This is a genomic window from Tessaracoccus rhinocerotis (genome assembly GCF_007197885.1).
Taxonomy (GTDB): Bacteria; Actinomycetota; Actinomycetes; order Propionibacteriales; family Propionibacteriaceae; genus Arachnia; species Arachnia rhinocerotis.
The window spans coordinates 1,010,007-1,025,747 of record NZ_VKKG01000001.1 but is presented as its reverse complement, the minus strand read 5'-3'; the positions used below and the strand labels follow the sequence as shown (position 1 = coordinate 1,025,747).

The 15,741-nt window shown below is 68.6% G+C and carries 14 protein-coding genes; 7 read left to right on the top strand and 7 right to left on the bottom strand.

Going from position 1 to position 15,741, the window contains the following annotated elements; all coding sequences use genetic code 11:
• Positions 1-177: 177 nt before the first annotated feature.
• The 6 genes from FOJ82_RS04900 to FOJ82_RS04875 all read right to left on the bottom strand — a co-directional run bounded on the left by FOJ82_RS04900 (position 178) and on the right by FOJ82_RS04875 (position 6,301).
• Positions 178-3,303 carry a S8 family serine peptidase gene (locus FOJ82_RS04900; protein WP_143937285.1) on the bottom strand — a complete coding sequence of 1,042 codons (3,126 nt, stop codon included), beginning with the start codon at positions 3,301-3,303 and terminating at the stop codon, positions 178-180.
• Between the two features lie 177 nt (positions 3,304-3,480).
• On the bottom strand, positions 3,481-4,434 hold the full coding sequence (locus tag FOJ82_RS04895; protein ID WP_143937284.1) for a hypothetical protein: 954 nt from the start codon (positions 4,432-4,434) through the stop codon (positions 3,481-3,483).
• A gap of 19 nt (positions 4,435-4,453) precedes the next feature.
• Positions 4,454-5,071: a GH-E family nuclease gene (locus FOJ82_RS04890; protein ID WP_143937283.1), complete on the bottom strand. Its 618-nt coding sequence runs from the start codon at positions 5,069-5,071 to the stop codon at positions 4,454-4,456.
• Position 5,072: 1 nt separating this feature from the next.
• On the bottom strand, positions 5,073-5,555 hold the full coding sequence (locus FOJ82_RS04885; protein ID WP_143937282.1) for a WXG100-like domain-containing protein: 483 nt from the start codon (positions 5,553-5,555) through the stop codon (positions 5,073-5,075).
• Position 5,556: 1 nt separating this feature from the next.
• Positions 5,557-5,886, bottom strand: coding sequence for a hypothetical protein (locus tag FOJ82_RS04880; RefSeq protein WP_143937281.1), 330 nt, complete (start codon positions 5,884-5,886; stop codon positions 5,557-5,559).
• Positions 5,879-6,301: a YbaB/EbfC family nucleoid-associated protein gene (locus FOJ82_RS04875; RefSeq protein WP_143937280.1), complete on the bottom strand. Its 423-nt coding sequence runs from the start codon at positions 6,299-6,301 to the stop codon at positions 5,879-5,881. Before FOJ82_RS04875 ends, FOJ82_RS04880 begins: the two co-directional genes overlap by 8 nt.
• A gap of 288 nt (positions 6,302-6,589) precedes the next feature.
• On the opposite strand from FOJ82_RS04875, the gene FOJ82_RS04870 reads away from it, so the two are divergent.
• The 7 genes from FOJ82_RS04870 (at position 6,590) to FOJ82_RS04840 (ending at position 15,361) form a co-directional block, all read left to right on the top strand.
• The gene (locus FOJ82_RS04870) at positions 6,590-8,110 is read left to right on the top strand and encodes a sugar ABC transporter ATP-binding protein (RefSeq protein WP_246099747.1); all 1,521 of its coding nucleotides are present in this window, start codon (positions 6,590-6,592) and stop codon (positions 8,108-8,110) included.
• A complete protein-coding gene (locus FOJ82_RS04865; RefSeq protein ID WP_246099745.1) occupies positions 8,107-9,147 on the top strand; it encodes an ABC transporter permease in 1,041 nt (346 codons plus the stop codon). The genes FOJ82_RS04870 and FOJ82_RS04865 overlap by 4 nt, the downstream gene beginning before the upstream one ends.
• Before the next feature lie 88 nt (positions 9,148-9,235).
• Positions 9,236-10,309: an ABC transporter substrate-binding protein gene (locus tag FOJ82_RS04860; protein ID WP_143937278.1), complete on the top strand. Its 1,074-nt coding sequence runs from the start codon at positions 9,236-9,238 to the stop codon at positions 10,307-10,309.
• Positions 10,310-10,493: 184 nt separating this feature from the next.
• The gene (locus FOJ82_RS04855) at positions 10,494-12,263 is read left to right on the top strand and encodes an L-fucose isomerase (RefSeq protein WP_143937277.1); all 1,770 of its coding nucleotides are present in this window, start codon (positions 10,494-10,496) and stop codon (positions 12,261-12,263) included.
• A gap of 244 nt (positions 12,264-12,507) precedes the next feature.
• Positions 12,508-13,908, top strand: coding sequence for a rhamnulokinase (locus FOJ82_RS04850; protein ID WP_143937276.1), 1,401 nt, complete (start codon positions 12,508-12,510; stop codon positions 13,906-13,908).
• Positions 13,905-14,933: a LacI family DNA-binding transcriptional regulator gene (locus tag FOJ82_RS04845; RefSeq protein WP_143937275.1), complete on the top strand. Its 1,029-nt coding sequence runs from the start codon at positions 13,905-13,907 to the stop codon at positions 14,931-14,933. Before FOJ82_RS04850 ends, FOJ82_RS04845 begins: the two co-directional genes overlap by 4 nt.
• A complete protein-coding gene (locus FOJ82_RS04840) occupies positions 14,930-15,361 on the top strand; it encodes an RbsD/FucU family protein (RefSeq protein WP_143937274.1) in 432 nt (143 codons plus the stop codon). The genes FOJ82_RS04845 and FOJ82_RS04840 overlap by 4 nt, the downstream gene beginning before the upstream one ends.
• Here FOJ82_RS04840 and FOJ82_RS04835 read toward each other — a convergent pair whose 3' ends face one another.
• Positions 15,362-15,682 carry a 4a-hydroxytetrahydrobiopterin dehydratase gene (locus FOJ82_RS04835; protein WP_143937273.1) on the bottom strand — a complete coding sequence of 107 codons (321 nt, stop codon included), beginning with the start codon at positions 15,680-15,682 and terminating at the stop codon, positions 15,362-15,364.
• Positions 15,683-15,741: the final 59 nt, after the last annotated feature.

Genomic DNA, 15,741 nt, shown 5'->3' with positions numbered 1-15,741 from the left:
ACGTGTCGAGATCCGGCTGGTTGGGGTCTCGACACGGGCGCTGGGCGCCCTACTCGACCAACGGGAGGACCGTTGTCTCGACACGGGCGCTGGGCGCCCTACTCGACCACCGGGACCTACGACTGCGGCCCGCCCCCTCGAGAGGGGACGGGCCGCAGTCTTTTTCTCGTCAGTGCCTCAGCTGAAGCGGACGATGTTGTTGAACACCCACTTGGTGGTCCACTGGAAGCCACCGGCGGGGTTCACCTCGATCACTCGGGACTCCACGTAGCTGCGGCAACCGTTGCGACCCGTGGTGGGGGTGTTGCACTCGGTGCGCCACCTGCGGCCGTCAGCGGCAGTCCAGGCGCCGGCGTTGCCCAGCGGATTGTTGGTCCACAGCGACTTGGCGGAGGGCAGGTAGGTGAGGTTGTTGAACACCCAGGCGTTCTTGGCCACGTACTGCCCCTGCTCCTGCACCACGGTGGTGGCCATGATGCTGGTGCGGCAGCGCACGGTCTGCGAGTAGGGCTCGCACACGGTGAACCACTTGCGGCCGTTGACGTGGTGGTATCCCGGGGTGGAGTACAGGTCCACCTGCGGGTTCGGCTGCGTCGGGGTCGGCGACGGGGTGGGCGTCGGGGTCGGCGTCGGCTCCGGCTGGGCGTTCTTGTAGCCGAACGCCGGCGAGGTCCACACCTGGGTGCCGCCGTCACCGTCGGCCTCGTGCGCCACGAGGCGCAGGGCGTAGTCGCCCGGCTCGACCTCGACGACGAGTCCGTCGGACTGCTGCACCCGGCCGTCCCACGACCAGAGGCTGAGGCCGGCGTCGCGGCCCAGCAGGTCGGCGGAGAATGCGGGCAGGGCGCTGGACTCGACAGGGTTGCCGGAGGCGTCCACCCGCAGCGCCTGGACGTCGACCTTCAGCACCGGAACCGCCATGTGGAGGGCGATGGTGGGCAGGTCGCGACCCTCGCCGAAGACGTGGTCCTCGGGCGCGTAGTCGAAGACCACGTCTGGATCGATGCACTGCTGCTCCATCCAGACGGTGCAGCCGTCGAGGACGACGACGGCGGGCAGCCCCATCTCGAGACCGGGGAAGATCTCGAGGTTGCCGTAGTCACCGGCCATGCCGGCGAACGGGATGGTCAGGGGCTCGGTGCCCTCTTCACCCTGCAGGACGACGAAGCCGCTGTACTGCGACCCCTCGACCTCGAGGGCCTCCGGGTCGGCGTCGATGGTGACGTCCACCTGCGCGGTGCCGCCCGCGGGCACGGTCACCGACGGCGCGGAGAACGTGACCTGGGACTCGAAGACGGCGAAGCCGACGGCGTTCTGCGTCGCCTCCGGGTCCTCCGGGTCCACGTAGGTGGCGACGGCGTCCTCGTGGCTGAGGTCGTAGGTGACCTCGGCGTCGGAGGAGTTGGTGATGGTCAGCGTCTGCGTGAACGGGCCGTCGGCCGACTCACCCGTGGAGATCTTGCCGGGGCTGACGCTGCCGGTGGCCTGGATGGCGCTGTCCACCTGGATCAGGCCGGCGCCCTGGTGGTGGGCGGCGTCGAGGAACCCGAGGGACGGGGCGTAGGAGAACAACGTCGGGGTGGCGGTGTTCTGGAGCGCGGTCAGCACCTGTGCGGGCTGCAGTCCGGCGTTGGCCTCCAGCATGAGCGCGACGGCTCCGGCAACGTGCGGCGCGGCCATGGAGGTGCCCGACTCGGTCTTGTAGGAGCCGCTCTCGAGCGGGTAGGTGGAGTAGATCGAGCCGCCCGGCGCGCCGAGGTCCGGCTTCAGCGTCAGGTCGGCAGCGAGGCCCCAGGAGGAGAAGTCCGAGACGAGCCCGCCGGTGGGGTTGGGGGTGCTGGTGTTCTCACCGGTGACGACGGCCGTGGGAACGACGGCGTCCTCGTCGGTCAGCATCGACTCGAGCAGCGCTCCGGCCTCCTGCGTGACGGTGACCACGGGGATGGTGATCTCGGTCTCGCCCTCGACGGTTGCGTTGATGAAGCCGGCCTCGTTGTTGGCGATCACGAGGGCTGAGGCGCCGGCGTTCTGCGCCACCACCGCCTTCTCGTGGAACGTGCACGTGCCGCGGCTGGTGACGGCGATCTTGCCGGTCAGGTCCGCCGTGTCAGCGGTGCAGGCCTCGGGATCGCTGGTCCAGGCGAGTTCCTGGCCGTTGACGGAGGCGTCGATCGCGGGGGAGCCGGTCGCGGGCAGGAACCCGACGGACTCGGTCTCGCCCTCGGCGTCGCTCACCAGGATCTCGGCGAGGGTCACCTGCGTGTTGTCGTAGGAGGCGACGCCGATCACCTTGTCGCCGACGCTCGGGGAGCCGGTGACCTGGGTGAAGTAGTCACCCTCGTTGCCGGCGGAGGCGACGACCACGACGCCGGCGTCGACGAGCCGGTCGGAGGCCACGCCGGTGGGGTAGCCGGGCCAGGTCTGGAAGGCCGCGCCCAGGGACATGTTGACGACGTCCATGCCGTCGGCGAGCGCGCGCTCGAGGGCGTCGAGGATGATCTCGGTGTCGGTGGAGCCGTTGCAGCCGAAGACGCGGTAGGCGCCGAAGGTCACGCCCGGCGCGATTCCGGTGAGTTCGCCGTCGGCGCCGACGATGCCCGCCACGTGGGTGCCGTGGCCGCCGCAGTCGTCTGGGATGGCGTCGGGGCGGGGGACGGGCTGGTACTCCGGGGAGGTCGGGTCGGCGTTGTAGTCGTCGCCGACGAAGTCCCAGCCGTGGGTGACGCGTGCGGTCGGGAAGGCGCCGCCGTCGGTGCCGGTGCCGCCGAGGTCCGGGTGGTCGAAGTCGATGCCGGAGTCGATGATGCCGACGCGGACACCCTCGCCGGTGAATCCGAGCTCGCTGCGCACGGTGGTGGCGCCGGTCATGTCGCCGGCCGAGTAGAGGTCCTGCGAGATGTCCTGGGGCTCGGGGCGCTCGACGGGGAAGACGGGGTAGACGGCGACGACGCCGGGCAGGTTCTGCAACGCTGCAGCGCCCTCGGCGTCGGACTCCACCGCCATGCCGTTGAACAGGTCCTCATACTTGCTGCTGACGGTGATCGGGATGGTCTTGCGCTCCACCTCCTCAAGGAACTTGTCCTGCTCGGCGCGGATGGTCCGCTCGGAGCCTCCGGAGCTGGTGGGTTCGCTCTCCAGTTCGACGAACCACTTCCCCGTGGTCGCGAAGCTGGTTGTCAGATCGGGGGGTGTCACGTGGTCCCGGGAATCACCCAGGTCTGTGTCTGCGGCTGCGAACCCGAGGGGGGTCATCAGCGCGCAGGCAGCGGCCACGGCCGCCGCTCGACGCCATGTCTTGGGCATGTAGGTCTCCTCAACCTTGTAGATGGGTTGGATACTAGGGCGGTGAGAGCTCAGGCGTGCGGGAACCGCCCGGCCGGCGTGTGCCTTCGCCGAACTTGTGGGGACGGCCAGTCACGAGTCGGGGGACCCGGCCGCTCGCCCCGCCTCCTTGAGGGTCCGTCCGCAGCGACGGACAGGTCAGGAGATGCCCTCGCGCTGCAGCCAGGCGAGTTCCTCCGGGCTGTCCTCGAAGAGGTCAGCGCCCTCGAGCATGAAGGCCGACGTGTAGGCCTCGAGGGCCTGCGGGTCGCGGCCCTCGGCGCGGTGGGCGTCGCCGAGCCGCAGCCAGACGTAGCCGTTCTCGCGGCCGCCGGGGGAGCGGAGTGCGAGCTGCAGCGCCTCGTACGCGTCGGCCCAGCGGTCCAGTGCTCCAAGCGCATCGGCCAGGGCGGTGTACAACAGTGTCGCCGCCTCCCACTGGGTGCGGGGCGTGGGCAACAGTTCCAGTGCCCTGGTGTGGCACTCGACGGCGGCGTCCGGGGCGTTCAGGTCCTCGAAGTTGGCGCCCTCCTCGAAGAGGCGGGTGACCTCGGCGTGGATCTCGTCGGGGAGCTCCCCTCCGGAGGGTGAGCCGGCGCCATCGGCCGGGACGGGCGAACCGGCGGTCCCCACGGCCGTGACGGCCTCGTCCTGCGCGGCCACGCCACCGCTGGCACGGGCCGCCTCGTAGAACTGCCAGTACTCCTCGGGCTCACCCTTGAAGCGGCGCTTGCCGTCGGCGGTGTAGTTGGCGTCGAAGTAGGCGTAGGCCAGGTCAAGCTGTCCGCTGCGGTAGTAGAGCTTGGCCTTCTTGAAGCCGATGATCGGTGCCGCGCTGGCGTTGTCGGCCCCGTAGGCCTCGGTGGTGCGCTCCAACCAGACGGCCGCGCGGTCCAACTGGCCGGCCTCGATCGCCGCGTCGCACATCTTCTGCGAGAGGATCTCCGGGTAGTAGTCCCAGCCCAGCTTCGGCTCGGGCAGCGCGTCCCAGATCTCCTCACCGAGGACGAGTGCCGCCGCGTGGTCACCGTCGCGGGTCGCCCGTGAGGCCCTGCGCAGCTTGGCCTCGAGGACCTCGTCGAGTTCCGGGGGGAGTTGGGGGCGTTGGTTCACGGTCAGATCCTATCCGGGGTCATGGGACGGGGTCGCCCTTGAAGTTCTTGAGGTCCTCGAGCACCCGCGGCTCGATCACGGCGATGTCAACGCCATCGGGAAGGGTCACGGGCGGCTGGTAGGTGAAGCCCGAGTTGCCCATGATTCGGCCGTCGGCCTGGTTGATGGGGCCGGGTTGGAGTTCGTAGTTGTCCGGGTCGGTCATCCAGTCGCGCACCTGCTCGCTGCGCGGCCCGTGGTAGCGCCCGACGTTGTTCCAGTAGGTGACGGCATCGATGGGGGAGTGGCCCATGTCGCAGTCCTCTAGCTCGTACCACTTCCCGTCGGAGCCCTTCACCTGCACGTCGGTGAGGTCGTCCGGGTAGTCCGGGTCCCAGCCGCGGATCCTCGGTGGCGTCTCGCCATCCATCCGGCGGATCACGTCCTGGCCCACCTGGGACTTCTTGCTGGGGGTGGAGCCGACGTAGGCGTTGCGCCTGCGGGTGATGGGGTTCCGCGCCGCCGCCTCGTCGGCGTTCCTGTGGGCCTTGTCGATGGCCTCCCTGGTGGCCTTGCTGAAGTGGAAGTGTTTCGCCACGACGCGCTTGAAGATGCCACCGTTGGCCAGGTCCACGATCTTCTTCGGGTACTTCGCCATGTCAGGCCGCCAGGATCTGTTCGACTGCGATGTTGATGGCCGCCTCGATCGCCCACTTGGCCGCCTGCCGCGCGGCGAGGGCGGCCCCGGAGGCGAGCCCGAGCGTCGCGACCGCCGACGCGATGGCCGCCGCGAGGATCACGAGCTGTGCGATCACCGCCAGCTTCATGGTGAGGACGATGCCCGCCGCGACGCCGTGGGCGCCGGCCACGTTCACCGCACCCTGCCGGAAGTCGACGATGGCCTTCAGGTTGGTGTCCTCGCCGCCGAAGTGCTGGGCGAAGGCGCGGGCCGCCGGCCCTTGGTTGGCGACGGTGACGAGCTCGGCCCCCTGCTGCACCTGGGAGATGACCTGGGTGCACTCTCCTGCGAGCGTGTTCCACTGTTGTGCCCAGTCCCACAGCACGGACTCGTCCGTGGCGGGCCAGTCGTATCCCACGTACTCGAGGGCCTGGCGCAGCCAGCCCGGCAGTTGCATTCCCATCTCAGAGCCCCTCGTTGATGGTGGCCGCGGTGGCGGTGTTGGATTCCTCGACGGTGCGGTAGTTGGTGCCGGTGACCTGCATGTTGCCGGCCTCCTGCGCGAGCCCCTCGGAGATTCCGGCCACCGTCTCCTGCACGGCCTGGAACAGCGCGGGGAAGACCATGCCCAGTGCGGCGTCGGCGAGCGTGCCGCCGTCGTTGCAGCCCAGCCGGCCCAGGTCGCTGACACGGGCGAGGGTGGCGTTCGCGGTGGCGGCGAAGTCCTGCGCCCCGGCGGTGACACGGCGGGCGCCGTCGTCCCAGCTCTGCGGGTCGAACCGGACCTCAACCACTGGCCAGGCCCTTCGTGAGGTCCTCGAGCTTGGCCATCTCGACCCGGTAGGAGTCCAGCACCTCGCCCTGGAGCGACCTGAGGCCCTCCTGCACCTCCGCCAGGTCCGGCATCCCCGCGAACTGGGCCATGGCCTGCTCGCGGGCGGCTGCGAGCGCCTCGTTGGCGGCCTCGGTCACCAGCGCGGCGAGTTCCGCGGCGGGAACGCGGATGGGCTCGGTGATCTCGATGGCGATGATCTCCTCCGTTGATGCGCGCACGACGACGGAGCGGTCGTTGCGGCTGGCCTCCGCCTCGACGGGCTCGATCTCGGCCCCCTGGCGGATGCTGCGACCCGACTGGGACGCGAACTCGATGACCCGGGCGACGGTGTCGGAGAGCGTGGCTCCGGCCGGGCGGTCAGCGGACTGTGACATGGGGCCTCCTCACAACCGTGACGCTAGCGCCCGAGGGGATCACGACACGCTGCTCCGGGTACTCATTTCCGACGGCCCAGGTCCTCGTCAACGGCGGGTTGATCCGGCCGCGCAGGGAAGCGCTCAGGCCCCGCGCGCGGAGCCGCCAGCATCACAGTTTGGTAACCCCGCTTTCGTTTCCGGGTGGGTGGGTGCTAGCGTTAACACCAAGCGATGGCAGCGCTAACACAGCAGTGGTGGTGCGTCGCGTCCAAGCAGCCAGGCAAGCGGACGTACGAGGGAGTGCGAGTGACCAGGACATTGCTCGAACTACGAGACATAAGCAAGACGTTCCCGGGCGTCAAGGCGCTCCAGAACGTGAGCCTCGACCTGCGCGCCGGCGAGGTGCTGGGCCTGTGCGGGGAGAACGGGGCCGGGAAGTCGACGTTGATGAAGGTGCTGACCGGCATCTACACCCATGACCCGGGCGGCGAGATCTGGCTGGACGGCGAGCAGGTGGAGGTCACCGGCGTGAACCACGCCAGGGAACTCGGCCTGTCGATCATCCACCAGGAACTGAACATGGTCCCGGACCTCACCGTGGCCCAGAACCTTTTCATCGGCCGCGACGGCAGCCACAAGGGCGGCTGGATCAACGACGCCGAGCTCAACCGCCGCGCCTCCGAGCTGTTCGAGCGCCTCGGCATGAGGATCGACCCGAGGAGCCGCGTCGGTGACCTCTCGGTGGCCCGCCAGCAGATGGTCGAGATCGCCCGTGCCCTGTCGTACGAGTCCCGCATCCTCGTCATGGACGAGCCGACGGCGGCCCTGACCGTCGCCGAGACCGAGGCGCTGTTCGGCATGATCAGGGACTTCATCACGCCCGAGACCGGGCTCATCTACATCTCCCACCGCATGCCCGAGATCGAGGAGATCACGGACCGCGTGACGGTGATCCGCGACGGCGAGTTCGTCGGCACCGTCAACACCCACGAGGTCGAGATGCGCGAAATCATCTCGATGATGGTGGGCCGCGAGGTCTCCGCAGAGGCCCGCCCACGCAACGTTCGCCAGTCCGACGAGGTGGTGCTGAAGGTCAGAGGCCTGAACACCCGCAAGCTGCTGCGCGACATCAACTTCGAGGTCCGCAAGGGCGAGATCCTCGGCTTCGCCGGCCTGATGGGCGCCGGTCGCACCGAGGTGGCCCGCTGCGTGTTCGGCGCCGACCCCCGTACCAGCGGCGAGGTCGAGCTGCACGGCAAGAAGCTCAACATCCGCACCGCAGCCGACGCCGTGCGCAACGGCATCGGCTACCTTTCCGAGGACCGCAAGCACTTCGGACTCCTCCTGGACCAGGACATCAAGGCCAACACGGTGATGGCGGCCATGAACGACTTCCACGTCGGCGGCTTCATCCTCGACGGCAAGATCAAGACGGTCGGCACCGAGTACTCGGACAAGCTGCGCGTCAAGACCCCGTCGGTCAACCAGCTGATGGGCAAGCTCTCGGGCGGGAACCAGCAGAAGGTGGTCATCGCCAAGTGGCTGGTGCGCAACTGTGACGTGCTGATCTTCGACGAGCCGACGCGCGGCATCGACGTCGGGGCGAAGGAGGAGATCTACGAGCTCCTCGAGACCCTCAGTGCGCAGGGCAAGGCCATCATCATGATCAGTTCGGAACTGCCGGAGGTGCTCAGGATGAGCCACCGCATCGCAGTGATGGCCGCCGGACACATCACCGGTGTCCTCGACAACGAGGACGCCACCCAGGAGAACATCATGGAGCTGGCCACAGTCGGCCACGCCCAACTGGCAGGAGACGCAGCGTGAGCGAGAAGAACAACGTGGACCAGAAGCCGGCCCCGACCCGGGCAGCCGCCGCGGAAACGGCGGACGCGCCGTCGACGATGTCGAGGATCATGCGCTCGTCGGTGCAGCAGATCTTCGTGTTCGCCGCACTGGTGGGCATCTACATCTTCTTCATGTTCGCGGCCCCGAACTTCGCACAGTTCAGCATCGCGCTCGACATCGTCCAGCAGTCCGCCTACATCGGCGTGATGGCGCTGGGCGCGACCTTCGTCATCGCCACGGGTGGCATCGACCTGAGCTCCGGCACCGGCATGACGCTGGTGGCCGTGATGGCGGGCGTGTTCCTCTCCGGCGAGTGGATGAACATGCCGCTGGGCGGCGGCCTCATCCTGGTGCTGCTGGTCGGCGGTGCCCTCGGGCTCGCCAACGGCGCGAACATCGCCTATCTGGGACTGCCGCCGTTCATCGCGACGCTGGCCACGATGATGGTGGCGCGCGGCCTGGCGCTGATCATCTCGGACAAGGCCTCCATCTCCATCAAGAACCCCGGCTACGGCTGGATCGCCAACGGCCAACTGATCCCCGGTGTGCCCAACGCCGTGCTGTTCTTCATCCTGCTCGCCGTCGTCGCGGCCGTCATGCTGAACAAGACGCTGCTCGGCCGCTACGCCCTGGCGATCGGTTCCAACGAGGAGGCCACCCGCCTCTCCGGCGTCAACACCAAGCTGTGGAAGATGCTGGTGTACGTGGTGGCCGGCGTGTTCGTCGCCTTCGGCGCCATCCTCTACTCGGCACGCTTCGGCTTCGTCCAGCCCGCAGAGGGCCTGGGCTTCGAGCTGAACGTGATCGCCGCGGTCGTCATCGGTGGCACCTCCCTGGCCGGCGGCCGCGCCAACATCCTCGGCACCGTCGTCGGCGCCCTGATCATGGAGACCCTCAAGAAGGGCCTGCTGATGATGGGTATCGCCCAGGAGTGGCAGTTCGTCGTCACCGGCATCGTCGTCATCATCGCCGTGTTCGTCGACAACCTCCGCCGTCGCCGCGCCGCCGCGGCCTGATCCCCCCAAACAACTGAATAACTGACCTAGGAGCATCCTGCTCCCGGCAACCACAAAGAGCATCGCTGCTCGAATGAAAGGAAAGACAATGCGTCTTTTGCGTACCGCCATCGCGGCGTCGTCGCTGCTGGCCCTCGGCCTCACAGCGTGCACGACCTCCACCCCGACCGAGACCGCGGAGCCCGCAGACACCACTGCGGCCGAGACCACCGCAGCCGAGGAGACCACTGCGGCTGAGGAGACTACTGCGGCTGAGGAGACCACCCCCGCAGGTGAGGGCGACATCCCGCAGGGCAACGGCGAGACCATCTACCTGGTCTCGAAGGGCTTCCAGCACCGCTTCTGGCAGGCCGTCAACGAGGGTGCGCTGCAGGCCGGCGAGGACTACAACTACTCCATCGAGTTCGTCGGCCCCGACGACGAGACCAAGGTCACCCAGCAGCTCGACCAGCTCCAGACCGCCCTCGACGGCGACCCGATCGCCATCGGCTTCGCGGCACTCGACACGGGCGCGGCCGAGCCGATCCTGCAGAAGATCGAGGCCGCCGGCATCCCGATGGTGGCGTTCGACTCCGGCGTCGACTCCGACCTCCCCGTGACCACCATCCAGACCGACAACGCCGCCGCTGCCGCCGAGGCCGCCAAGCACATGATCGAGCTGACCGGTGGCGAGGGCCAGATCGGCGTCATCTGCCACGACCAGACCTCCCAGACCGGCAAGCAGCGCTGCGACGGCTTCGTCGACTACGTCAAGGAGAACGCCCCCGGCATCACCGTGCTCGAGCCGCAGGTCGCAGGTGAGGTTGGCCTCGCAGCCAACACCGCCAAGGCCATGATCCAGGCCAACCCTGAGATCGTCGGCATCTACGGCACCAACGAGGCCGCCGCCTCCGGCGCCGTCCAGGGCGTCACCGAGTCCGGCGTCGAGGACCTCGTCGTCATCGGCTTCGACTCCGGCAAGACCCAGATGGACGCGGTTCGTGACGGCCGCATGGCCGGCGCCATCACCCAGTCGCCGGTGAAGATGGGCTACGAGACCGTCGTCGCCGCCATCAAGGCCGTCAACGGCATCGAGCAGCCCGAGATCATCGACTCCGGCTTCGCCTGGTACGACGCCAACAACATCGACGATCCCGAGATCGCCGCCAACCTGTACGAGTGACCCCCATGGTCGAGTAGGGGCGCCTTCGCGCCCTGTCGAGACCTTCCAGAACTCGCACGCGAAGTTTGAACAGAACAGCGGCACCGTCCCGAAACCGGGGCGGTGCCGCTGCCCACAAGCACCACAAGCACCACAAGCACCACAAGCAAAGATTTCCACCCGACACGTGAGAGGTGTTACCTGCATGACCAACTACCCGAAGATCGGCATTCGTCCCATCATCGACGGCCGTCGCCGCGGAGTGCGCGAGAGCCTCGAGGACCAGACGATGGGCATGGCTGAGCGCGTCAAGGCGCTCTACGAGTCCGAGTTGAAGTACCCCGACGGCACCCCGGTCCAGGTGGTCATCGCCGATTCCACGATCGGACGCGTCCCGGAGGCGCAGGCCGCCGCCGAGAAGTTCCGCCGCGAGAACGTCGGCCTCACGCTGAGCGTCACCCCCTGCTGGTGCTACGGCTCCGAGACCATCGACCTCGACCGCAACATGCCGCACGCCATCTGGGGCTTCAACGGCTCCGAGCGTCCCGGCGCGGTCTACCTGGCCGCCGCCCTCGCCGGCCACGCCCAGCTGGGCATCCCCGCCTTCGGCATCTACGGCGAGGAGGTGCAGGACGCCGACGACGACACCATCCCGGACGACGTTCGCCAGCGCCTGCTGGACTACGCCACCGCCGGCCTCGCCGTCGCGCAGATGAAGGGCAAGTCGTACCTGTCCATCGGCGGCGTGTCCATGGGCATCGCCGGCTGCGTGGTCAAGGAGGAGTTCTGGACCCCGTACCTGGGCATGCGCAACGAGTACGTCGACATGGTTGAGATCGAGCGCCGCATCAAGCTCGAGATCTACGACAAGGACGAGTACGAGGTGGCCTACAAGTGGGTGCGCGAGAACCTCAAGCAGGGCGAGGACTTCAACGAGCCCCAGTTCCAGAAGACCGCCGAGGACCATGAGGAGTGGTGGCCCTACGTCACCAAGATGGTCCTCATCGGACGGGACCTGATGGAGGGCAACCCGAAGCTCGCCGAGATGGGCTTCGAGGAGGAGGCGCTGGGTCACGGCGCCCTGATCTCCGGATTCCAGGGCCAGCGCCAGTGGACGGACTACCTGCCCAACGGTGACCTGATGGAGACCCTGCTCAACACCACCTTCGACTGGAACGGCAAGCGCCAGCCCAGCCTGATGGCCACCGAGAACGACAACCTCAACGGTGCGTCGATGGTCTTCAACCACCTGCTGACGAACCGTCCGCAGATCTTCTCCGACGTGCGCACGTACTGGAGCGCCGACGCCATCGAGCGCGTCACCGGACACCGCCCCGAGGGCCTCGCGGCAGGCGGCGTGATCGACCTGCGCAACTCCGGCGCCACCACCCTCGACGGCACCTTCGCCGCGAAGGACGCCGACGGCAACCCGACGATGAAGCCCTGGTGGGAGGTCACGGAGTCCGACATCAACGCGATGATCGCGGAGAGCACGTTCCACCCCGCCAACGGTGGCTACTTCCGCGGCGGTGGCTTCTCCACGCACTTCCGCTCCGCCGGCGAGGTGCCCGTCACCATGACTCGCATCAACTGGGTGGACGGGCTTGGTCCGGTGATCCAGATCGCCGAGGGCCACACGGTCGAACTGCCCGACGAGGTCGCCAAGACCATCGAGCTGCGCACCGACCCGGGCTGGCCGACCACCTGGTTCGTTCCGACCATCACCGGTGAGGGTGCCTTCACCTCGGTCTACGACGTGATGAACTCGTGGGGCTCGAACCACGGCGCGATCTCCTACGGCCACATCGGCCACCAGTTGATCACGCTGGCCTCGATGCTGCGCATCCCGGTCAACATGCACAACGTGTCCAAGGAGCGGATCTTCCGTCCCAAGAGCTGGATGGGCTTCGGCACCTCCGACCTCGAGGGCGCCGACTACCGCGCCTGCGCCACCTACGGTCCGCTCTACGGCTGACCGTCAGCGGGACAAACCGTTGGTCGAGTAGGACGCCCCGCGTCCGTGTCGAGACCTCCCTCACCGGGGGTCTCGACACGCCAGCTCGTTCCTCGCCGGCTACTCGACCAGCGGGACAAACCGTTGGTCGAGTAGGACGCCCAGCGGAACCACCCCGTTGGTCGAGTAGGACGCCCGGCGTCCGTGTCGAGACCTCTGTAACCAGCGGAACCACATCCATCCCACGACCAGGAGTCCCCAGAACATGTCCGCAACCGCCCTCGCCGTCGACCTCGGCTCCTCGTCCGGCCGCATCATCGCCGGCACGCTCGTCGACGGAGTAGTCACCGAGGTGGAGATCCACCGGTTCGCGCACCGGGCCGAGATGCTGGACGGTTACCTCTGCTGGGACCTCGACCTGATCTGGGACCAGGTGGTCATCGGCCTGCGCGAGGCCGTCCGCCGGTTCCCGGACGCCGCCAGCGTCTCCGTCGACACGTGGGGCGTCGACGTCGTGCCGCTGGACGCCGAGGGCCGGCGCCTCACGCCGGGCCGGGCCTACCGCGACGAGCGCACGGTCCGCACGCTGGACGCGTTCCGCGAGCGGCTCTCGGACGAGCGGGCCTGGGCGCTCACCGGCATCGCGCCGGCCACCATCAACTCCGCCAACCAGCTGTTCGCGTTCCTCTCGGAGGAGCCCGAGACGGCCGCAGCCACGGACCAGGTGCTCTTCCTACCCGACTACTTCACCTTCCTGCTCTCCGGCCAGCGCCGTTGGTCGCGCTCCCACGCCTCCACCTCCGGTCTTTGCGCGCCCGGCGCGAACGACTGGGCCACCGAGGTGTTCGACGCGCTGGGCATCCCCCGCACCTGGATGGGGGAGCTCACCGCTGAGCACGACGTCGTCGGCCACTGCATCGTCGAGGGGCTCGAGCAGCTGACGGTCGTGCGCGCCGGCGCGCACGACTCCGCCTGCGCCGTGCACGCGCTGCAGCGTGCGGACGAGGGCGAGACGTTCTTCCTGTCGTGCGGCTCGTGGTCTGTACTGGGCGTGCTCCGCGACGAACCGCTGCTCTCCGACGAAGCACGCGCGCTGGGCCTCACCAACGAGGCCCGCGGCGACGCCGGCGTGCGCCCCCTGTTCAACATCACCGGCCTGTGGATCCTGCAGGAGTGCCAGCGGCAGTGGGCTGCTGAGGGCGCCGAGAGCGGCATCGTCGAGCTGGTCGCCATGGCCGAGGAGTCCGACTCCCTCGGCCTGCAGATCGATCCCGACGAGCCCGGCTACGCCGCCCCCGGCGACATGGTGGCCCGGGTCACGGCGGACCTGGTGGCGCAGGGCGCACCGCGCCAGATCGGCCAGGGCCAGCTCGTGCGAGCCCTGCTGGAGTCGTTCGCCGCCCGCTACGCACGTGGGGTCGCCGACCTCGCGGCACTCACCGGCAGCCCGGCCAGCCAGCTGAACCTCGTGGGCGGCGGCTCCCGCAACCAGCTGTTGTGCGAACTCACCGCCAAGGCGCTCGGGATCCCGGTGGTCGCCGGGCCCGCCGAGGCCTCCACGCTCGGTTCACTGCTGGCCCAGTTCGAGGTCATGGGACGCCTGCGGCCCTCCGAGCGCGGTACGGTCATCGAGGCCACGGCCTCGACGAGAAAGTACGTGCCATGACGACGCAGTCGCGACCCAAGCGGGCGAGCCTCGCCGACGTCGCCAAGCTCGCCGGCGTCTCCAGCCAGACGGTCTCCCGCGTGGTCCGCGGAGCCGGGGTGGTGGCCGACGACACCCGCCAGCGAGTCCTCGCAGCGGTCCAGCAGTTGGCCTACCAGCCCAACCTCGCGGCCCGCTCGCTCTCGCAGAGCCGCACCGGCGTGATCCACGTGATCAACGCCACGCCCCTGTTCCACGGGCACGCCCGCACCTTCCTCGAGATCGTCGGCGCCCTGGGCGAGCTCGGGTTCCAGACGTCGTCCTCGCTGGTCCCGTTCGACGAGGAGATCAGCCTCAGCAGGCTCATCCCCATCGGCGTCGACGGCGTGGTCATCCTGGGCGGCCACAGCCGCTCCAGCCAGTGGGCCGAGGTCGCCCACACGCAGGTGCCCGTGATCTTCGTCGGGCAGCGCTTCGGCCTGCACGATTCCATCTCCACCGTCGCCGTGGACCAGAGGCATGGTGCCTGGCTCGCCACCCGCCACCTGATCGAGAGCGGCCGGACCAACCTGCTCCACATCTGCGGTCCCGCGGACTGGCTGGACGCGCGAGAGCGCCGCGACGGCTTCCTGATGGCCTGCGCCGACGCCGGGATCGGCTACCAGAAGCTCTCCAGCCCCACCTGGGACGCAGCCGAGGGTTACGTGCTGGCGGCCGAGATCCCCGACGACGTCGACGGGGTCTTCGCCAGCAACGACCAGCTCGCGCTCGGCGTGATGCGTCGCCTGCACGAGGCCGGTCGCCGCATCCCCGAGGACGTTGCAGTCGTGGGATTCGACGACGCCGACGGCTCCCACTGCTTCTGGCCGCCGCTGACCACCGTCCGGCAGCCGTTCTCCGAGGTGGGGCACGCCGCGGTCGCCCAGCTCGTCAACCTGATCGAGGGCGGCGAGGCCGACCACACCCTCATCAACCCGTCGCTGGTGGTGCGCTCGAGCACCCCGGCGCCGACCAAGGCCCGTAGGGCGTCGAAAGGAAAGAAATGATCAACGGACCGATGATCCACCCACCCCTCCTGCGTGCGCTCGCAGGTGCCGGGCACGGGGCCAAGATCCTCATCGCGGACTCCAACTACCCGCACGAGACCCTTGCCAACCCGCGCTCCACCGTCGTGTTCCTCAACCTTGCACCCGGCCTCGTCAACGCCACCGACGTGCTCGACGTCGTGAAGGCCACGGTGCCGATCGAGGCGGCCGAGGTCATGGTCCCCGCAGCCGACACCGGGATCACCGAGGTGCCGATCCTGGACGAGTTCCGCTCAGCGCTGGACGGTGTCCCGTTCACCGAGCACGGCCGCTGGGAGTTCTACGACTCCGCGAAGGCCGACAACGTCGCCGTCGTCATCGCCACCGGCGAGGCGCGCATCTACGCCAACGTGCTGCTCACGATCGGGGTCCGCAGCCCCGGCGAGTGACTAGTCGTCGGGCTGTCCCGCGGAGATTCCCATGGCCGCGGCCAGCCCGCTGATCTCCCTCGCCAGGTCCAGGTCACGGTCGGTGACGGCGTCGACGTCGTGGCTCATGAGCTGGACGTCCAGATGCGGATAGGTGAGCGTGAGGTCGGGGTGGTGGTTCGCCTTCTCGGCGGCCTCGCCGATCCGGTTCACGAGCTCGAGTCCCCTGGCGAAGTCGCCGCTGAGGTAGCGCGTGCGCAGGCCCTCGGGAGTCGGGACCCAATCCCGAAGGCCGGCTTCCCGAACAGCTGACTTGAGATGTTCTCCGCTGTAGCTGGTCATTCCCGCACCCTACGCCCGCAGGTGGGCCCGATTGTGGGGACTGCACAAAGTTCCCCGTC